Source organism: Nostoc sp. (assembly GCF_036917235.1).
GTDB lineage: Bacteria > Cyanobacteriota > Cyanobacteriia > Cyanobacteriales > Nostocaceae > Nostoc.
Genome location: NZ_JBALDU010000094.1, coordinates 119,255 through 135,401 on the forward strand (window position 1 = coordinate 119,255; position 16,147 = coordinate 135,401).

17 protein-coding genes are annotated in these 16,147 nt (G+C 40.7%); 13 read left to right on the forward strand and 4 right to left on the reverse strand.

What is annotated here, in order from left to right; genetic code table 11:
- The first annotated feature begins 3 nt into the window (after window positions 1-3).
- The 5 genes from V7K44_RS26595 to V7K44_RS26615 all read left to right on the forward strand — a co-directional run bounded on the left by V7K44_RS26595 (window position 4) and on the right by V7K44_RS26615 (window position 4,762).
- Window positions 4-1,122, forward strand: coding sequence for a CobW family GTP-binding protein (locus V7K44_RS26595; protein ID WP_334936004.1), 1,119 nt, complete (start codon window positions 4-6; stop codon window positions 1,120-1,122).
- A gap of 246 nt (window positions 1,123-1,368) precedes the next feature.
- A complete protein-coding gene (gene dtd / locus V7K44_RS26600; protein ID WP_334936006.1) occupies window positions 1,369-1,821 on the forward strand; it encodes a D-aminoacyl-tRNA deacylase in 453 nt (150 codons plus the stop codon).
- 103 nt (window positions 1,822-1,924) lie between these two features.
- A complete protein-coding gene (gene psb28, locus V7K44_RS26605) occupies window positions 1,925-2,266 on the forward strand; it encodes a photosystem II reaction center protein Psb28 (RefSeq protein WP_334925175.1) in 342 nt (113 codons plus the stop codon).
- Window positions 2,267-2,360: 94 nt separating this feature from the next.
- A complete protein-coding gene (locus V7K44_RS26610) occupies window positions 2,361-2,873 on the forward strand; it encodes a MogA/MoaB family molybdenum cofactor biosynthesis protein (RefSeq protein ID WP_334936081.1) in 513 nt (170 codons plus the stop codon).
- Between the two features lie 137 nt (window positions 2,874-3,010).
- Complete coding sequence (locus V7K44_RS26615; RefSeq protein ID WP_334936008.1) at window positions 3,011-4,762, forward strand: diguanylate cyclase; 1,752 nt, start codon at window positions 3,011-3,013, stop codon at window positions 4,760-4,762.
- Between the two features lie 151 nt (window positions 4,763-4,913).
- Here the strand turns inward: V7K44_RS26615 and mraY are convergent, their stop codons facing one another.
- A complete protein-coding gene (mraY, locus tag V7K44_RS26620; protein WP_334936010.1) occupies window positions 4,914-6,017 on the reverse strand; it encodes a phospho-N-acetylmuramoyl-pentapeptide-transferase in 1,104 nt (367 codons plus the stop codon).
- A 79-nt stretch (window positions 6,018-6,096) separates the two neighbouring features.
- Entirely contained in the window at window positions 6,097-6,339 is a 243-nt protein-coding gene (locus tag V7K44_RS26625; protein WP_289795286.1) for a DUF3134 domain-containing protein, read from the reverse strand.
- Between the two features lie 244 nt (window positions 6,340-6,583).
- Here V7K44_RS26625 and V7K44_RS26630 point away from each other — a divergent pair, with 244 nt between their 5' ends.
- The 4 genes from V7K44_RS26630 (at window position 6,584) to V7K44_RS26645 (ending at window position 9,106) form a co-directional block, all read left to right on the forward strand.
- The gene (locus V7K44_RS26630; protein WP_334936013.1) at window positions 6,584-7,168 is read left to right on the forward strand and encodes a PAP/fibrillin family protein; all 585 of its coding nucleotides are present in this window, start codon (window positions 6,584-6,586) and stop codon (window positions 7,166-7,168) included.
- Between the two features lie 308 nt (window positions 7,169-7,476).
- Complete coding sequence (locus V7K44_RS26635) at window positions 7,477-7,692, forward strand: photosystem I reaction center subunit IV (protein WP_094349537.1); 216 nt, start codon at window positions 7,477-7,479, stop codon at window positions 7,690-7,692.
- Window positions 7,693-7,943: 251 nt separating this feature from the next.
- Window positions 7,944-8,804 carry a DNA-formamidopyrimidine glycosylase gene (locus V7K44_RS26640; protein ID WP_334936015.1) on the forward strand — a complete coding sequence of 287 codons (861 nt, stop codon included), beginning with the start codon at window positions 7,944-7,946 and terminating at the stop codon, window positions 8,802-8,804.
- A gap of 86 nt (window positions 8,805-8,890) precedes the next feature.
- A complete protein-coding gene (locus V7K44_RS26645; protein ID WP_334872191.1) occupies window positions 8,891-9,106 on the forward strand; it encodes an NAD(P)H-quinone oxidoreductase subunit O in 216 nt (71 codons plus the stop codon).
- A gap of 230 nt (window positions 9,107-9,336) precedes the next feature.
- Here the strand turns inward: V7K44_RS26645 and V7K44_RS26650 are convergent, their stop codons facing one another.
- Together V7K44_RS26650 and V7K44_RS26655 are read right to left on the reverse strand one after the other, a co-directional pair.
- Window positions 9,337-9,669, reverse strand: coding sequence for a translation initiation factor (locus V7K44_RS26650; protein WP_334936017.1), 333 nt, complete (start codon window positions 9,667-9,669; stop codon window positions 9,337-9,339).
- Window positions 9,670-9,759: 90 nt separating this feature from the next.
- The gene (locus V7K44_RS26655; protein WP_334936019.1) at window positions 9,760-10,254 is read right to left on the reverse strand and encodes a hypothetical protein; all 495 of its coding nucleotides are present in this window, start codon (window positions 10,252-10,254) and stop codon (window positions 9,760-9,762) included.
- A gap of 377 nt (window positions 10,255-10,631) precedes the next feature.
- Here V7K44_RS26655 and V7K44_RS26660 point away from each other — a divergent pair, with 377 nt between their 5' ends.
- From V7K44_RS26660 to V7K44_RS26675, 4 genes are all read left to right on the forward strand, one after another.
- Window positions 10,632-11,240 (forward strand): hypothetical protein, encoded by a 609-nt coding sequence (locus V7K44_RS26660; protein ID WP_442940723.1) that lies wholly within the window; start codon window positions 10,632-10,634, stop codon window positions 11,238-11,240.
- 114 nt (window positions 11,241-11,354) lie between these two features.
- On the forward strand, window positions 11,355-13,166 hold the full coding sequence (locus tag V7K44_RS26665; protein ID WP_334936021.1) for a P-loop NTPase fold protein: 1,812 nt from the start codon (window positions 11,355-11,357) through the stop codon (window positions 13,164-13,166).
- Between the two features lie 118 nt (window positions 13,167-13,284).
- Entirely contained in the window at window positions 13,285-14,736 is a 1,452-nt protein-coding gene (locus tag V7K44_RS26670) for a DUF1802 family protein (RefSeq protein WP_334936023.1), read from the forward strand.
- A gap of 550 nt (window positions 14,737-15,286) precedes the next feature.
- The gene (locus tag V7K44_RS26675) at window positions 15,287-15,946 is read left to right on the forward strand and encodes a Nif11-like leader peptide family natural product precursor (protein WP_334936025.1); all 660 of its coding nucleotides are present in this window, start codon (window positions 15,287-15,289) and stop codon (window positions 15,944-15,946) included.
- Window positions 15,947-16,147 lie beyond the last annotated feature (201 nt).

Consider the following 16,147-nt stretch of genomic DNA (forward strand, 5'->3'; position numbering starts at 1 on the left):
GCTATGCAATCAGCAGTTACACCCGAATCTTCGGCAATGGATACGCCCAAACAAGGAATGCCAGTAACAATTATTACGGGTTTCCTCGGTAGTGGCAAGACGACTTTACTCAATCATATCCTCAACAACCAACAGGGTTTAAAAACCGCCGTTCTCGTGAATGAATTTGGCGAAATTGGCATCGACAACGAGCTAATTGTTTCCACTGGTGAGAACATGGTGGAGCTAAATAATGGTTGTATTTGCTGCACTATTAATAATGATTTAGTAGATGCAGTTTACAAAGTTTTAGAACGCCAAGAAAATCTAGATTATCTAGTAGTAGAAACAACTGGATTGGCAGATCCGCTACCAGTAGCTTTAACATTCTTGGGTACAGAATTACGGGATTTAACCCGCTTGGATTCGATTATTACCGTGGTAGACGCAGCGAATTATAGCCTAGATTTATTTAATTCTGAGGCGGCATACAGCCAAATTGCTTATGGTGATGTAATTGTCCTGAACAAGACTGATTTGGTTGATGAAGCCACTTTGAATCAGTTAGAAGGAAAAATTAACGAAGTTAAGGAAGGAGCAAGAATTATCCGCGCTACGCGATCGCAAGTGCCACTTCCTTTAATTCTGAGTGTTGGTCTGTTTGAGTCGGATAAATATTTTGACACAGTGGTGGATGAACATGACCATCACGATCATGAACATCACGATCATCATGACGATCATGACCACTCAACATGCGGTCACGATCATCACGACCATGACCATGACCATCACGATCATCACCATCATTCTGACCATTTAGAAAATGATGGTTTTACTTCCATCTCTTTCCAAAGTGACAAGCCTTTTTCTATTAGGAAGTTTCAGTATTTCTTAGATAACCAGCTACCCTCAAATATCTTCCGAGCGAAAGGGATTATGTGGTTTGATGAAAGTCCGAAGCGTCATATTTTCCACCTTTGCGGTAAACGCTTCACCTTGGATGATGATGAATGGCAAGGTCAATTGAAAAACCAACTAGTGCTGATTGGCCAAAATTTGGATCGTGAGGCTTTAATTAGTCAACTCGAAAAGTGCATTTGTCTACCTTCAACCTCTCGCGGTAAAGGATTTGGCAAATAAAAGTTAGGAGTTTACTACTCGTTCCCAGGTGGAACCTGGGAATGCATTTCTAATGGCTCCGCCATCGATTTTGAGCAATGAAAATGAGAGAATAGCGTAGGCGTAGCCCGCACTTCTCTACGAGACGCTCTTGCTAGCTTGCTTCCACTTTCGCGTAGCGTCTCGTAGGGAAGTGGTACGACAAAGCTCAGTGACCATCGTAGACATTGTTCTAAAATTGAAACGTTGATGAACGTTTAGATTAAAATGCGCGTTGTTATCCAGCGAGTTAAATCATCTCAAGTTACTGTTAATGGTGAAATTGTCGGCAAAATTGGGCGGGGGCTAAATTTGCTCGTGGGTATTGCTAATACTGACACTGAAGCTGAAATTTACTGGATGGTGCGTAAATGCTTAGAATTGCGGTTGTTTCCTGACGAAGGAGGAGACGACCGTTGGCAAAAATCTATACAAGAAATTGGCGGCGATTTGTTAGTAGTTAGTCAGTTTACCCTTTATGGTGACTGTCGTAAAGGTCGCCGTCCTTCTTTTGACCGTTCAGCCGCTCCCCAATCAGCAGAAGATTTATATAATCGTTTTGTTACCAAATTAAGAGCTAGCTATTTGCAGGTAGAAACAGGTAAATTTGGTGCAATAATGCAAGTTACCATTGAAAACGACGGCCCCGTAACTTTGTTACTTGAAAAAGAAGCGATTTAAGTATATACACTAAAAGCTGAATAACAGCAGCCTCTAGACCTTGGTGTTCTAATTGATGAGAGAATATTAAATTAACCATCACAAAAGTTTAAATTCATTCATCATGGCGAAAATCCAGTTTTCTAGAGGTCTTGACGAAGAGGTAACTCCAGATGTGCGCTTGACGCGATCGCGTACTGGGGATAGTGGTACAGCGACCTTTATTTTTACAAATCCGAAAATTTTAGATCAAGGTACCACCGAAGATATTACCGGGATGTACTTGATTGACGAAGAAGGCGAGATAATTACCCGTGAAGTTAAAGCTAAATTTATTAACGGGAAACCGGAAGAATTAGAAGCACTTTATGTAATGAAATCTGTCCAAGAATGGGAGCGCTTTATGCGCTTCATGGAGCGGTATGCTGAAGAAAACGATCTGGGACTGAGTAAAAATGAGGCATAGGGCTTAGGGCGTAGGGCATCGGTAATTGTCATGTTCAATGAATGCGCCATTTACCATGCCCAATTATCCATTATTAAAAGTTCATGAGTGACATATAATGCCACAACCTCACCCAGACTCGCCTGAAGTTATAGTAACTTGTGCTGTAGTTACTGTCAGCGATACGCGCACTTTGGAAACAGACAAAAGTGGCCAGCTAATTCAGCAGTTACTCCTTGGTGGTAACCATGCTGTCGGAGCCTACACGATTATCAAAGATGAACCAACACAAATTCAAGGGCAGATAGAAAATCTGGGCAAAAGCGCAAATTTGGATGCTGTAATTTTCAATGGTGGTACAGGTATTGCACCAAGAGATACTACCTACGATGCCATTGAGAAGTTACTGGAGAAAACTTTGCCGGGATTTGGTGAGTTATTTCGTTTTTTAAGTTATCAAGAAATTGGTTCGCGGGCGATCGCTTCTCGCGCTGTTGCTGGTGTTTATCAAAATAAATTAATTTTCTCGCTTCCTGGTTCCAGTAATGCTGTGCGACTGGCGATGGAAAAACTGATTTTACCCGAACTCACTCACTTGGTAGGTCAGGTTGCTAAGGGGGTGACATGAGCAGCCGTTCAAAAAGTTACCATGATAACTTTTGTAAAACTAAGCCATGAGGCACTGAAATCATCCTTTCTATCCTTACATATTGAGGCTACCCAGAATTATAGTGAAGCGGATGAAATGTTAATATCAGGTCAGTAATGGAGCCTATTTACTGGAATTGCATAATTGCTCATGGCATCACTGCATTTTCATACTTTGGTATCCCCATAATAATAGGGGTTTTCTTTGCTAAAACTAAGGCAACTATACCTTCTAAGTTTTGGCTAGCCTTTTTCTTATCAGGTGGATTCGTGCTATTGTGCGGATTTCATCATTTTTTGGCTATCTTTGAGCCACATTCGGCAGTGTCGCTGTTGCACTTAGGCGTACTTGATGTAATGGCGTTTGTTTCCTTGTCTGCCTTACTCTATCTAATGCCAACCGCTTATCAAGTTGTAAAGGCGATCGCTAAATCTCAAGAAGATAGCCGCCAACTTCAACGCAGCCAGCAGATGCAACAGCTATTTTTAGATCATGGCCCTTTTGCAGCCTATATCAAAGATGAGCAATCTAGAATTCTATACTACAACCAGGAGCTACAGTCTAGATTTTCTGTAGATTCACAAGAATGGTTGGGGAAAACCGATAGTGAATTCTTGCCATATCCAGAAGAGGGGCGGCGGATTATGGAGAACGATCGAGTCGTTTTGAAGACTCTACGTCCCTTGAAGCTAATTGAAGAGGTAAAGTTATCTGATAACGATCAGCCGTGCTACTGGCTATCGTTTAAGTTTCCGTTTAGCGATTACGCAACGGGCGCTTGCCGCATCGGTGGGATCAGTATAGATATTACAGAATCTATAGAAGCACAGCGATCGCTCACTGACCTAAATCGGCAGCTAGAAGAAAAAATACTAGAATTAGAGGCAAAAAAACGAGAACTTATATATCTCTCAGATATGACGGATATGCTTTATTCCTGTGAGTCTAAAGATGAAGTGTATCAAGTAGTCGCTTTAACTTGTTCCAAGCTATTTCCTAATATGAGTGGTTGTGTCTGTATAATTTCTAATTCCAAGAATTATGTTCAGATTAATAGTATTTGGGGAGGTGAAAAAATCAGTAAAGAAATATTTTCACTATCTGATTGTTGGGCATTGCGGAGAGGAAAATTAAACCTTTTATCGTCTCCGAATTCAGGATTAATTTGCAGTCACTTAATAGAGCCAGTTAGCGGCGCACATTTGTGCATTCCATTGTTTGGACAAGGCGAAGTAGTTGGGATTTTACACATCTATGCACCTGAAGAAATCAGTCCAGAAGTTCAACAAACTTCTGAGATTATTGCTAGAACATTAGGTATTGCACTGAATAATTTATCGATAAAACAACGTCTAACCAATGAGAGCTTGCGGGATGGGATGACCCAACTATTCAATCAAAGCTATATGCAAAGCATAACGGAACAAAGGCTAGCAGAAGCTGAACGATCGGGACAACCTCTTAGTATTATTTTTCTTGATATCGATAACTTCAAGTCTTACAACTCGCGCTATGGCCATGTGACTGCCAACATTGTTCTCCAGGGATTAGCAAAGTTACTGTTAAAATCTATTCGCTCCTTTGACATTGCTTGCAGATGGGGTGGTGAAGAATTTGTGATTGTGATGCCTAATATGACACTGGAAACGCTCAGAAAGCGAGTGGAACAATTAAGGCTAGATATTGAAAAAATGCAATTGAAGGATGGCGATCAGATCCTCGAAAGCATCACCGCTTCTTTTGGTATAGCTGTATCAGAACCAGGGATTACGGTTAAGGATTTTCTGAATCGAGCAAATCAGGCGATGCTTGAGGCAAAGCGAACAGGGAAGAATCGAGTTAGGGAATATGTAAATACTTATAATTGAAGAATAAAGAATTCAGAACACCGCAAGCGGTCAAACAATTTTAGATTTTAGATTTTAGATTGACTCCATGACTTTATAAATTTACCCTATAAAAAAACAACTCCCTGAAGATGCGGGAGTTGTTTTTTTATTCAAGCAGTTTTTAAAACATTTAGAATGGAGCGATCGCTAAACAGATAGTAGCCAAAATCGCTGCGATTATATAAAACACTCCAACCACTTGCAATTCTGACCAGCCAGTAAGTTCCAAATGATGGTGTAAGGGTGCCATTCTGAAGAGACGTTTGCCTTTGCCATCTGGGCCTTTCGTGGCTTTGTAATAACTTACCTGTGCCATCACCGAAAGGGTTTCTACAAAGAAGATACCACTGAGAATAAATAGACCTACTAAGGTGTTTGTCAATAGTGCTACAGCAGCTAAAGCTCCTCCCAGTGCCAGGGAACCAGTATCTCCCATGAAAACACGGGCTGGGTTGCGATTATGGGCTAAGAAACCTAAACACCCGCCACTTAAAGCAGCACAGAAAACCATCAATCCTGGTGCTGTTGGTGCGACTAAAGCACCTAATGCCAAAAGTGCGATCGCTACTGTTCCTGCTGCCAAGCCATCAATACCATCTGTTAAATTAGTCGCATTACTTTCTGCAACTAGCACAAAACCTGCTAAAGGCCAAAATAGGAATCCTAAGGGTAGTGTGAAACTCACCCAAGGCAAAGCAATATTTGTAATATTAGAAGGTTGATTAAACATCAGCCATAGACAAAACACTGCCGCAAAACTCACCTGCAAAGCTAGTTTTGTGCGGGGAGATATACCTTTATTTGATTTCCGGCGCAGAATTTGCCAATCATCAAGCCAGCCAATCAATCCATAGCTGATTGTCAAAGCCGAAACTGCAAGCACCTCTTTAGAAAAGTTAGACAATATACAGGCAATCAGCACAGATGCAGGTATAAAAAATATACCGCCCATTGTGGGAGTGCCTGCCTTTTTTAGATGAGCTTGTGGCCCATCTTCGCGAATTATTTGTCCAGTTTTAAGTGCTTGAAGTAAAGGTATTACCCAATAGCCCACCACACCTGAACCCAACGCACACAACAGTAGTGGCAGAGTTAGTGACATACTTTGCCACGGTAGCCGATTGGCCATCGAATCCAAGAAAAAAGCTGTTGTACCTAACCCTACGGCTAATAAAGAGGCTAGAGCGATTCCAGAAATGTTTAATCCTTGCTCAGGAGATAATTTAGCGTCCACAGAAGTTTCCCTTCACTCCACACTTATAAAATTGAATACCAGTAACTAGGGATACTACCAAGTCCCTAGCCTGAAAAGGCTAATTCTCAGCGATTCCTATATCATCATCGTCATCATCATCGAGGTCGTAGCCAATTCCATCATCTACACCCATTAGGGAGTCTATTCCTTCTTCGTTATCTCGAAAATCCGGTTCGTGAACGTCACGGGCAATGATGCGACCGTTATTTTGTAACCAGTCCAACAAAGAGGACTCTGGCTTTAGGGGGATGACATCGGCTCGTTGGTTACGGGCCGCTTCACGTAATGGAGAGTTCAACATATCGAGTCAGGTCAAGAAAAGGTTTACGTAAGTTGACATTTAGAGTCTATCACTTGAGACGGATTAATTTAGTTATCTTTTCAACCCTTTAGTTGATAAATCCGCATTCAGATAGAAATTTTTTTATTTAATAAGCATAAGGCTTAAGTCAAGCGATTCTTAGTAATTTTTATGCCTCTACATATATGTCATTAATATCTTGTTTATGCTGATGGAAAGTGAGTGATTTTTGAGGTGACAGTCGATGATGGGAAAAGCGGCTCTTATGGATGCGATCGCTGGTACAAATCGCGGTTTACTAGCGACTGAAGCCCAGAAACAGGCTATCTTAGCAGCGATCGCCAATTTAGAAGACTTTAATCCTACACCCCGTCCGGTGGAAGCTAGTAATTTGCTAGATGGCAATTGGCGATTACTATACACCACTAGCAAGGCTCTTTTAAACTTAGATCGTCTACCTTTATGCAAACTGGGTCAAATCTATCAGTGTATCCGGGTAGAGACTACCAGTGTTTACAACATAGCTGAGATTTATGGCTTACCTTTTTTAGAAGGATTAGTCAGCGTTGCTGCTAAATTTGAGCCAGTTTCAGGTCGGCGTGTCCAAGTAAAATTTGAGCGTTCTATTATCGGCTTACAACGTTTAATAGAATACAATTCTCCGGTAACTTTTATCCAACAAATTGAAGAAGGTAGAAAATTTCCCGGAATTGATTTTGCCATCAAGAGTGACAAACAGCAAGGCTGGTTAGATATCACTTATATAGATAACGACTTACGGATCGGCAGAGGTAACGAGGGAAGTGTGTTTGTCTTAACTAAAACATAAGCTTTGCACAAATAACCTTTTGCGAACGAAGGTACGCTATAACGTATACCTTGTCAAGTGGGGTCTAATACCTTTTGCAATTTTGGATGTAGTACGTGGCTGGGAAGATGAGCGAGCAGGGGAGAGTTCTTGTACAAGTTCTTTCCCCTCTGCCTCTCTGCCTCTTGTGCCCCATGTCCAATGCCCCATGCCCAGTACCCAATTCAGACAAATAACTTAACAAAGACTCTTGCAGCGACCTTGAGGTTGTAGAGTGAAATCAATTAGCCCTCTAGATTGGCGATTGATAACTAAAAGGGAAAATAATCATGGTTCAACGTGGTTCTAAAGTACGTATTCTCCGCCCTGAATCCTACTGGTTTCAGGATCTAGGAACTGTGGCTTCCATCGACCAAAGCGGCATCAAATACCCTGTAATTGTCCGCTTTGAAAAGGTCAATTACTCTGGTATCAATACCAACAACTTTGCCCAGGATGAATTAGTCGAGGTTGAAGCACCAAAGGCTAAAGCACCGAAAAAATAGCAGCAAAGCTACAAGGGGGTTGTTTGATGCGATGATGAAGGGTAGTGTTAAGTCTGAAGTATGAAGTCTGAAAATTTCAGTTCATTCATTCTTTGTCCTAGCCTACCCTAATCTAAGAGAGCCGCCCTGCGGGTATTTACGGTTTCTTTTGGGTAGTAATACGAGCCATCTACGGCTATGTAAGTTACTACCCCATCTCTTCTTCCTCGAACCCTCAAATAAATCACAATTGCCTGCTTAACTCAGCTTTAATGCCTGAACTGCCTGAAGTTGAAACAGTCCGAAGGGGTCTAAATCAATTGACCCTCAATCAAGAAATCACGGGTGGAGATGTGTTGCTCGATCGCACCATCGCCTACCCGTTTTCTGTTGGTGAGTTTGTTAATGGAATTGAAAAAAATGCGATCGCTACTTGGCATCGTCGCGGTAAATATCTCCTCGCCGAACTCTCCTCGTCTTCCGGCTGGCTAGGGGTTCATTTGCGAATGACCGGTCAACTATTATGGCTGGATAGAGATGAACCATTACACAAGCACACGCGGGTTAGATTATTCTTTGAGGATCGGCAGGAATTACGTTTTGTTGACCAGCGAACCTTCGGTAAAATATGGTGGGTTCCGCCTGGTGTTGCTGTAGACAGTATTATGACTGGTTTAGCAAAACTGGCAGCAGATCCATTTTCACCCGAATTCACTGTTGAATATCTAGCAAGCAAACTCCAAAACCGCCGCCGTCCGATTAAAACTGCGCTACTGGATCAATCGGTGGTGGCGGGATTAGGTAACATCTATGCTGATGAAGCATTATTTAAGAGTGGGATTTTACCTGAAACGTTGTGTATAGATTTGCAGCTAAAGCAAATTGAACTTTTGCGAACCGCCATCATTCAAGTGTTAGAAACCAGTATTGAGGCTGGTGGTACGACATTTAGTAATTTCTTAAATGTTAAAGGTACTAACGGCAATTATGGTGGTGTAGCCTGGGTTTATAACCGCGCTGGAGAACCCTGTCGAGTTTGTGGTACATCAATTCAACGGATCAGGTTAGCTGGGCGATCTAGTCATTTTTGCTCTGAGTGTCAAACGTTACGGGGAGTCAGGAGACGCGATTAATCGCGTCTTCACAAGAGTTAGGAGTTCTAACTCGAAACTCTTTTAAAATGCAGGTAAAAGACGTTACAAATTTGAGAGAGGAACTCATGGCAGTCAAAAAAGGAGATATGGTTCGCGCTGTGCGCGAAAAACTAGAAAACAGTCTGGAGGCTAAAGCCAGTGATACTCGCTTTCCTTCTTATTTGTTTGAAACCAAGGGTGAAATTGTCGATATCAAAGGTGATTACGCCCTGATTAAGTTTGGGAAAGTGCCAACACCAAATGTTTGGTTACGTGTGGATCAACTCGAAGAGTTTAAATAAGTAAAAAGAATTCAGGTCATATCTGTGCGTCAAAATATTGAGCGATCGCAGGAAATAATTCGTAATACTTCTCTACGAGAGGCTGCGCCAACGGCTACGCTCAGTACAAGTTCGTAATTCGTAGAAATAGCAGCAAAAATAAAAGGCAGTAGGATTTGAACCTACTGCCTTATTTGTTATTCCAAAATTCATCACCCTATAAAAACCAATATCACCAGATTGGTTTGGCGTTAGCGGCGAGAATCCTGATCTGCGGGGTCGCCGTAAGGGTCTTCGCTGGCTGGACGGACATCACCAAACTCCCCTGTGTCTGCGGGGTCGCCGTAAGGGTCTTCGCTAGCTGGGCGAACATTGCTATAAGACGAGATATCTGCGGGGTCGCCGTAGGGGTCTTCACTAGCTGGGCGAACATTGCTGTAAGATGCGGGATCTGCGGGATCGCCGTATGGATCTTCGCTGGCTGGACGTACATTGCGATCGCGGAATTCGGCATCTTGATCGGCTTCCTCGCTGTTCGATCCCAAAAGTAAGTCTTTCGCCTTTCGGAAAAATTCATTTACCATAATCTGTCTCCTGATTTAAGTTCGTGTTTCCGACGGGCGCGATCGGCGTTATCCTCCAGGAAACCTGCTTTCTACACACGCTTCGCCGATCTAGAGTGCTGGAGCTGCGGATGAAGTTATACCAGTGAGATCGCGACCTGTAGCACTCCGGTTATAGCCTTGGAATTCCCGATACTTTTGTGCTTCAGATTCCGGTACTCGAATTCCTTCTGCTGGTGCTGTTACCCAGTGAGCGCGATGTTCAGCATCACGGTAATATACACGTCCGTTCTTGGATAGATAGTATTTACCTTGTGCTCCTTCTTGTGAAGCATTTTTATGCTGGTTGTAGAGATAATAAAGTCCAGCGGCTCCCGCCAAAAGTGCCACTTTTTGCCCCGTACCCAATCCTTTCTTAGCTTCGGTTTGGCTTGCAGTCTTGCGATCGCTCACTGTTCTACCAACGGTATCATCTACTGGTGGTGGCACATTAGCCTTTTGAGAACCGCCTCCGCAGCTACTCAGCAAGGGAACCATTAGCAATGCCGAAAGTAGCACTGCAAATAGACGCGAAACTATTTTACGTTCTTTATATATTGTGTTCATTGGATTTCGTTCTCACCTGTATTTGCTAAAAGCCTTGCTGTTGCAAAAACAAAGTTGGAATTCCTGTTATTTCGCTGGGAATTGAAAAAACATATACCACTTAATTTACAACTGCGCAGCTACAGCGTTTCTCTACCATCATTAGCGATTTTCTCAAGCATTCCATCCCGCCTTTGAGAGAAACTGCATTCATCCCAAGGAAATATATTGTTGATTTTTGATGAGTCTATTTAGCTAAAACGCCGAAATCTTCAGCAATTTCCCGGTTATTTTTTCTGCATAAATAATATATAAAGATACAGTTACTATGATGCTTTTTCTCAAAAAATATACTCAATATAACATCAAAAAATACTAGTACTCGTCTTCTTTTGGCTTTGTGGGATTTGGGAGGAACGCAGCAGGAAGTTAAGAAGGGTCAACTGACTAAGCGAATTGTATCCAAAAGCCAGAAGGTAGCAGATTATCAGGGCATATTCGAGGAATTACAGAAGCAGGGTGCGATCGCAATCTCCAAAAAGGGATATTCTCTAACATCTCCCAAAGGTTTAGAGGTATTGGGTAAGGGTTTGAGAAGTGGCGAGTTTAAGTTTGAAGGGACGATTGTCGGAACTTGGGCGGCGAACGCGTTGGTGAAGTGGATTAGTCAGATTGATGTTGCGGTAAGTGGTGCAGATGTACCAGTTAATGGGAAAGGTGCGATCGCTTCTTATGAGGAGTTTAAATCTGTGGCGTTGGAAGTCTACGACAAGTTGAACCAAAACTATAACCTAGATGATCTTGTGCCAATTTATCGGCTCAGGAGAGAAATAGGCGATCGTGTAAGTCGTGAGGATTTCAACGAGTGGCTATTGGAAATGCAAGAGAAAGACATTTTGCAACTCCAAGGTGGTAGCTTATCAGACAGCGATCCAGACAAATTGGAAGACTCCATAACTACCCCAGTAAGCGGGTTACGCTGCTATGCAAAGCGTTTAAACTCATAAACCTATTCTTAGGTTACTCCTTGCACATAGTTAAACCCCAATTAGATGTCGTGCAGCTTACAAATACTGAGCAATCCAACATCTACCATCCAAAATTAACCTCACCCTAGATCCATGTCTAACGACAACGGCCTAATTAATGCCATCAAAAGTCACAACCCATTCGACAGACCTTTAGTAGTTAGAAGTCAAGATATTTGGGTAACAGGTTTTCCTGATGTTCCCTCCTTAAATGCCCATGCCTCAGATGCTGTTTTTGATGCCATTGAGAGAGTTCGCACCAAACAACAATCCGTCATAGGCATTACCATCAAGGCTGAAAGAGGACTAGGGAAAAGCCATCTTATCAGTCGAATTCGCCGCCAACTTCAGACTGATGGTAGTGCTTTATTTGTCTATACGAGCGAGATTAACGATTTAAATCGAATTAAAGCTGAATTTTTACGAAATTTAGCAAATAGCCTCAAACACATCGGTAGCCAGGGGATGAGCCAGTGGAGGGAATTAGCAACTGCTATTTTCAATGAAGCTTACAACAAAGCTTTTACACCTGATGAGATGGTTCGTCATTTTTCCGAAGTCTTAAAAGTAAATTCTAAGGTAGTTGAGCATTGGACAGATAGAGTACTGGGAATTAAGCATGACATTGAAAACCCTGACATTATCGCTGCAATTTTATGGACACTCTCCTCTAATCCATCTGAAGAGCGTTACGCTATAAACTGGCTTGCTGGTCAAGAATTACCACAGTCAAGAGCCGATGCATTAGGTCTAGCAAACACCAGCGCCCAGGATAGAGAAGCCCAAGCCTTCAGCACAGTTCGCCAAATTCTGGACTTAATTAGTGATTACAAACCAATAGTCATTTGTTTTGACGAATTGGAAAGTATTCTAATGTGTAATGATGCTGGATTTACAGCATCACAAGTTACTGCTATTTTAGCCAAGGATTTATATGATAAGATTAAACGCGGTGTTTTTATAACGGCGATGTTTCCTCAAACCTGGACTGATCAAATAAGAGCCTTAAAAGAGGCAGAATCAGTTACAGATCGGATCGCTCAAAGAAGTATTGAGTTAACTTATCTCAAATCTGAAGATATTATTGCCTTAGTTTCCCAGTGGTTAAAAGACTTTTATGACCAACATGAAGTAACACCACCTCATTCAGTTTATCCTTTTGATGAAGAGAAACTGAGAGAACTTGGAAAGGAAAAACCAATGGTTAGGAAGGTTTTACAATGGTGTGCAGAAAACTGGAGTATTCCTACTGAAATAATAACACCACCACTGTTAAAGCACCCAGTAAAATCTGCTTTTAATAAGGAGATAGCAGCCCTTAAAAGTAAGATAAAAGATGACATTGAGAATAACGATAAACTCGCTAATGCTCTGAGATTTAGCTTTTCTACCCTAATTGGACAAACTTTAGAAAATGTCAAAATTATAGAAGTTGTAGACGTTAAAACTCGTAGTGTAGACCAAGGATATATTAATTTTAAAATTGTGGGTGAGGAGAGCGCTAATATTGTAAAAATTGGCATAGCTGTTCTTGAAGGAGTTAGTGGTCTGTTTCTCCAAGCTGGATTGAAGCGCTTAATTGAATACAAAAAATTTGATTTAACTCGTGGTTGCTTAGTTCGCTCTAAAAATGTTAGCAGTGGTAGTAAAGCAAAACAGTATTTGGATAAACTTCTGTCAAAACATCTAGGTGGAGAATGGGTATTATTAAAATCTGAAGAGATTCAGCCACTCTTAGCAATTGATTATATCATGAAAGCCCGAAATGATTATGAATTAACTGAAGCACAAATCGTTGATTTTGCTAGACAAAATCGAATAATACTCGATAATAATCTCATCCGTGAAATTCTCAGCGATCCATCTGGGCGAATTCCTGAAGATACTATTGATGAAGATATTTAAAATAGGTATATATTTTGGTAATAAATTTCCCTTAAGCGAAAAACTTCGGGCTAAAAAAACCAAGCCCGTACAGGTAGACTTGGTTTTTTAGCCGCAATGTTTGGATTTTTCAGCAATAATGAATAATTCTGTTATTAATACTGCTATTTGCTTACCTGCACCAGATATTGAGGCATTAATTCAAGGACGAGCGATTGTCGCAATGTGCAAAAATTATATTGTTCCAGAGCGTCAATTTGCCCTTTATCCAACGAATGCTTCAATTAATATACTGCCAGTCGAGCAGTACTATCACTCAAGTTTCTTGGCTACTGCTAAAACTGCTCTTACCCAAGTAAGTGCTGAAACTATATCAGTTAAAGCCTGGGTAAGGTGTGAAAAGTGTGAACCTCTACATAATACTGAATCATTGTCTGCTTTATCACCGCTAACAATTTGGACTACAGAAGCATTACAAGAAATATTAACGCAAAGACATAATATTTTTTTGTTATACTTGCGCGTTTATCAGTTGTCCAAACTAATTACACTCTCTATAAAAGTAAACAGCCAATTTGTTTACTTAGGAGAGCCTTTAACTATTTCCGAAGTCAGACCCGTATTAAACGATCGCACCTTCGCCCAACGCAAGCATCAACTAGAAAATCGACAACCACCACTACACCCTCAATTGGAAGAATTGCAGAGTGCGATCGCATCCCTAACCATTAGCCAACCAGCAGCTAAACAATTAGACGACGATATCAAAGCATTTTTGGGTTGGAGTAGTGACAAGCTAATTACGCAACCCGACTCAAATTTAGCTTGGATAAATGATATTGCAAAATTAGGCGATCGCAGTATTGAGCTAGAGGAGAAAAAAAGCAACTACCAAGCTGGTACAGATTTTGAAAACATCGCACGTCAAAGTTTAGAGTTTTTAGGATTCAAAGTTGAAAATGCCTACAAAGGTGGCGCTGGAGGCTTAGATTTATTTTGTTCAAAACCTTACCCTATTGTTTGCGAGTGTAAAGCGGGTAGGCTTATTCCTAGCGGTACAGTTGAGGAATTAATTAAGCTAGGCGGAATGCATTTAGGTGCTGATCAATTTCTTGATTCGGCAAAATTAGTAATTGGTTCAGGTAATCCATCTACGGATATACTAAAAGCCGCGCAAAAATGGAAAGTAAGTATTATTAATGCTATGACTTTACAAAAGTTAGTTGAATTCAAAGCCAAATATCCAGGTGCTATTAATTTAGTCGAATTACAGCAATATCTAGAACCTGGGCAAATTGACTATAGAATTAATGAATATATTGATAAAGCTGAGAGAGACATTAAATTGCGATCGCACATTGTTCAGCTTGTCAAAAACTATTTAGAAAACTCAGGTATAGAATCTGCTGGTGTTGAATCTCTACATGGTGCGTATTTTGGCTCAAATCCACCACAGCCAATAAAAACACCAGAAATGCACGAAATTCTGATTGAACTTTCTTCACCATTAACAGGCTATTTGGGGCGAATTAAGGGTAGTGATTGGAAGAGCGATCGCTTTTACTTTCTCCGCGATTTACCTATTAACTAAATGTAGCAAAATATATCTCTTTTCTTCCCTTCGTGCTCTTTGCGGTTCGTTTAAAAATAACTGAAGTACGTAGGCGTAGTCAGCCATAGTTATCGCTTTTACTTTCTTCGCAATTTACTTATTAACTAAAGATAGTACAATCTATATCTTTTCTTTTCTCTGCGTTCTCTGCGTCTTCTCTCCGAGACGCTGCGCGTTCGCGTAGCGTTCCGAAGGAAAGGCGGTTCGTTTAAAAATAACTGAAGTGCAGGTTTTGTGCAGTTGATTCATTCATGAATAATTAATACTATCTATTGACTTAATTTTATTTTATGAGAATCAATAATGAGCCTAATCGTAGTCCACTGCAACTATCGCAATCTTTCATCTTTCCTCAGTATATATTATTCATAGTGACAAACTTTACAGAAAATTTATACTTAGCCACTGTGTAACTTCATTTACATGATATAAGAGTTTAGTACTGTCGAAGAAACACATTATACTTACTACACTGATGTTAATTAATCACAAACAATCTACCAAGTTTAAAGCTTAGGCAAAATGACCCATGTATTATCAAATTTGGAATTTCTTTCTTAAAGAAGATAAATACATCTATTGGAAAGAAAAAATAAAAGCTAACAAAAAATTTGACAAAGTTACATGGCAAAAAATTATTGATTTCTTGTCATTAGTAGAGCAAACTTTCCAGTTAAAAAGTCAACTAGCAGAAACTGATAGCCTTGAGCCATTTCTCAAGTTAGCAAGAGAAAATGGTTACAATTTGACCGCAGAAGAACTCGCTTGGTTTCTAGTTACGAGAAGACAGATTTGGGATCTTTTTGATTTTGCACAAAAAACGCCATCTCTCAAAGAAGAATTGCTAATAGCTAAAGATCCACAGCAGTTTGTTGATATCGCTGCCGAAAACGGCTATTACTTTTCTGTAGATGAGTTAGCTTGGCTATTAATTGACATCAAATCATCATCAGATTTAGTATCTATTAACAATAGCGTTGGAGAGATTCTCACGGTCTCAAGCTACGGCAGAATTGAAATAGGATACTGGATTTGGCTAGCAGAACACTGGGGAATTGTGCCACCATTTTGTCATCGGGATAAACCCAGTACTTTCTTATGTCAAAATCTTAACAATCCTTTTTTACCCGATCGCTGTTTTTTACCTAAGAGTTACTTTAATCAACGCCTGATGGCAATTCATAATTAAAATAATTCGTAATTAGGCAAAGGAAGGGAAAAAAGCAATACTTAGACGAAACAGTATTGAGTGATAAAACTTAATTACGAATTACGAACTTGTACTGAGCGTAGCCGTTGGCGCAGCCTCTCGTAGAGAAGTATTACGAATTATACAGTGAAGCATCCTAGACAGAAGATATATCTTCTATTTAGGATGCTTCACAATAAA

Excerpts from the sequence above, each read along its gene's own strand:
- dtd (WP_334936006.1), top strand. The coding sequence starts at position 1,369 with ATGCGCGTTGTTATCCAGCGAGTTAAATCATCTCAAGTTACTGTTAAT.
- V7K44_RS26675 (WP_334936025.1), top strand. The coding sequence starts at position 15,287 with ATGTATTATCAAATTTGGAATTTCTTTCTTAAAGAAGATAAATACATC.
- V7K44_RS26670 (WP_334936023.1), top strand. The coding sequence starts at position 13,285 with ATGAATAATTCTGTTATTAATACTGCTATTTGCTTACCTGCACCAGAT.
- psb28 (WP_334925175.1), top strand. The coding sequence starts at position 1,925 with ATGGCGAAAATCCAGTTTTCTAGAGGTCTTGACGAAGAGGTAACTCCA.
- V7K44_RS26650 (WP_334936017.1), bottom strand. The coding sequence starts at position 9,669 with ATGGTAAATGAATTTTTCCGAAAGGCGAAAGACTTACTTTTGGGATCG.
- V7K44_RS26645 (WP_334872191.1), top strand. The coding sequence starts at position 8,891 with ATGGCAGTCAAAAAAGGAGATATGGTTCGCGCTGTGCGCGAAAAACTA.
- V7K44_RS26635 (WP_094349537.1), top strand. The coding sequence starts at position 7,477 with ATGGTTCAACGTGGTTCTAAAGTACGTATTCTCCGCCCTGAATCCTAC.
- V7K44_RS26625 (WP_289795286.1), bottom strand. The coding sequence starts at position 6,339 with ATGTTGAACTCTCCATTACGTGAAGCGGCCCGTAACCAACGAGCCGAT.
- V7K44_RS26665 (WP_334936021.1), top strand. The coding sequence starts at position 11,355 with ATGTCTAACGACAACGGCCTAATTAATGCCATCAAAAGTCACAACCCA.
- V7K44_RS26655 (WP_334936019.1), bottom strand. The coding sequence starts at position 10,254 with ATGAACACAATATATAAAGAACGTAAAATAGTTTCGCGTCTATTTGCA.
- V7K44_RS26630 (WP_334936013.1), top strand. The coding sequence starts at position 6,584 with ATGATGGGAAAAGCGGCTCTTATGGATGCGATCGCTGGTACAAATCGC.
- V7K44_RS26615 (WP_334936008.1), top strand. The coding sequence starts at position 3,011 with ATGGAGCCTATTTACTGGAATTGCATAATTGCTCATGGCATCACTGCA.
- V7K44_RS26640 (WP_334936015.1), top strand. The coding sequence starts at position 7,944 with ATGCCTGAACTGCCTGAAGTTGAAACAGTCCGAAGGGGTCTAAATCAA.
- V7K44_RS26595 (WP_334936004.1), top strand. The coding sequence starts at position 4 with ATGCAATCAGCAGTTACACCCGAATCTTCGGCAATGGATACGCCCAAA.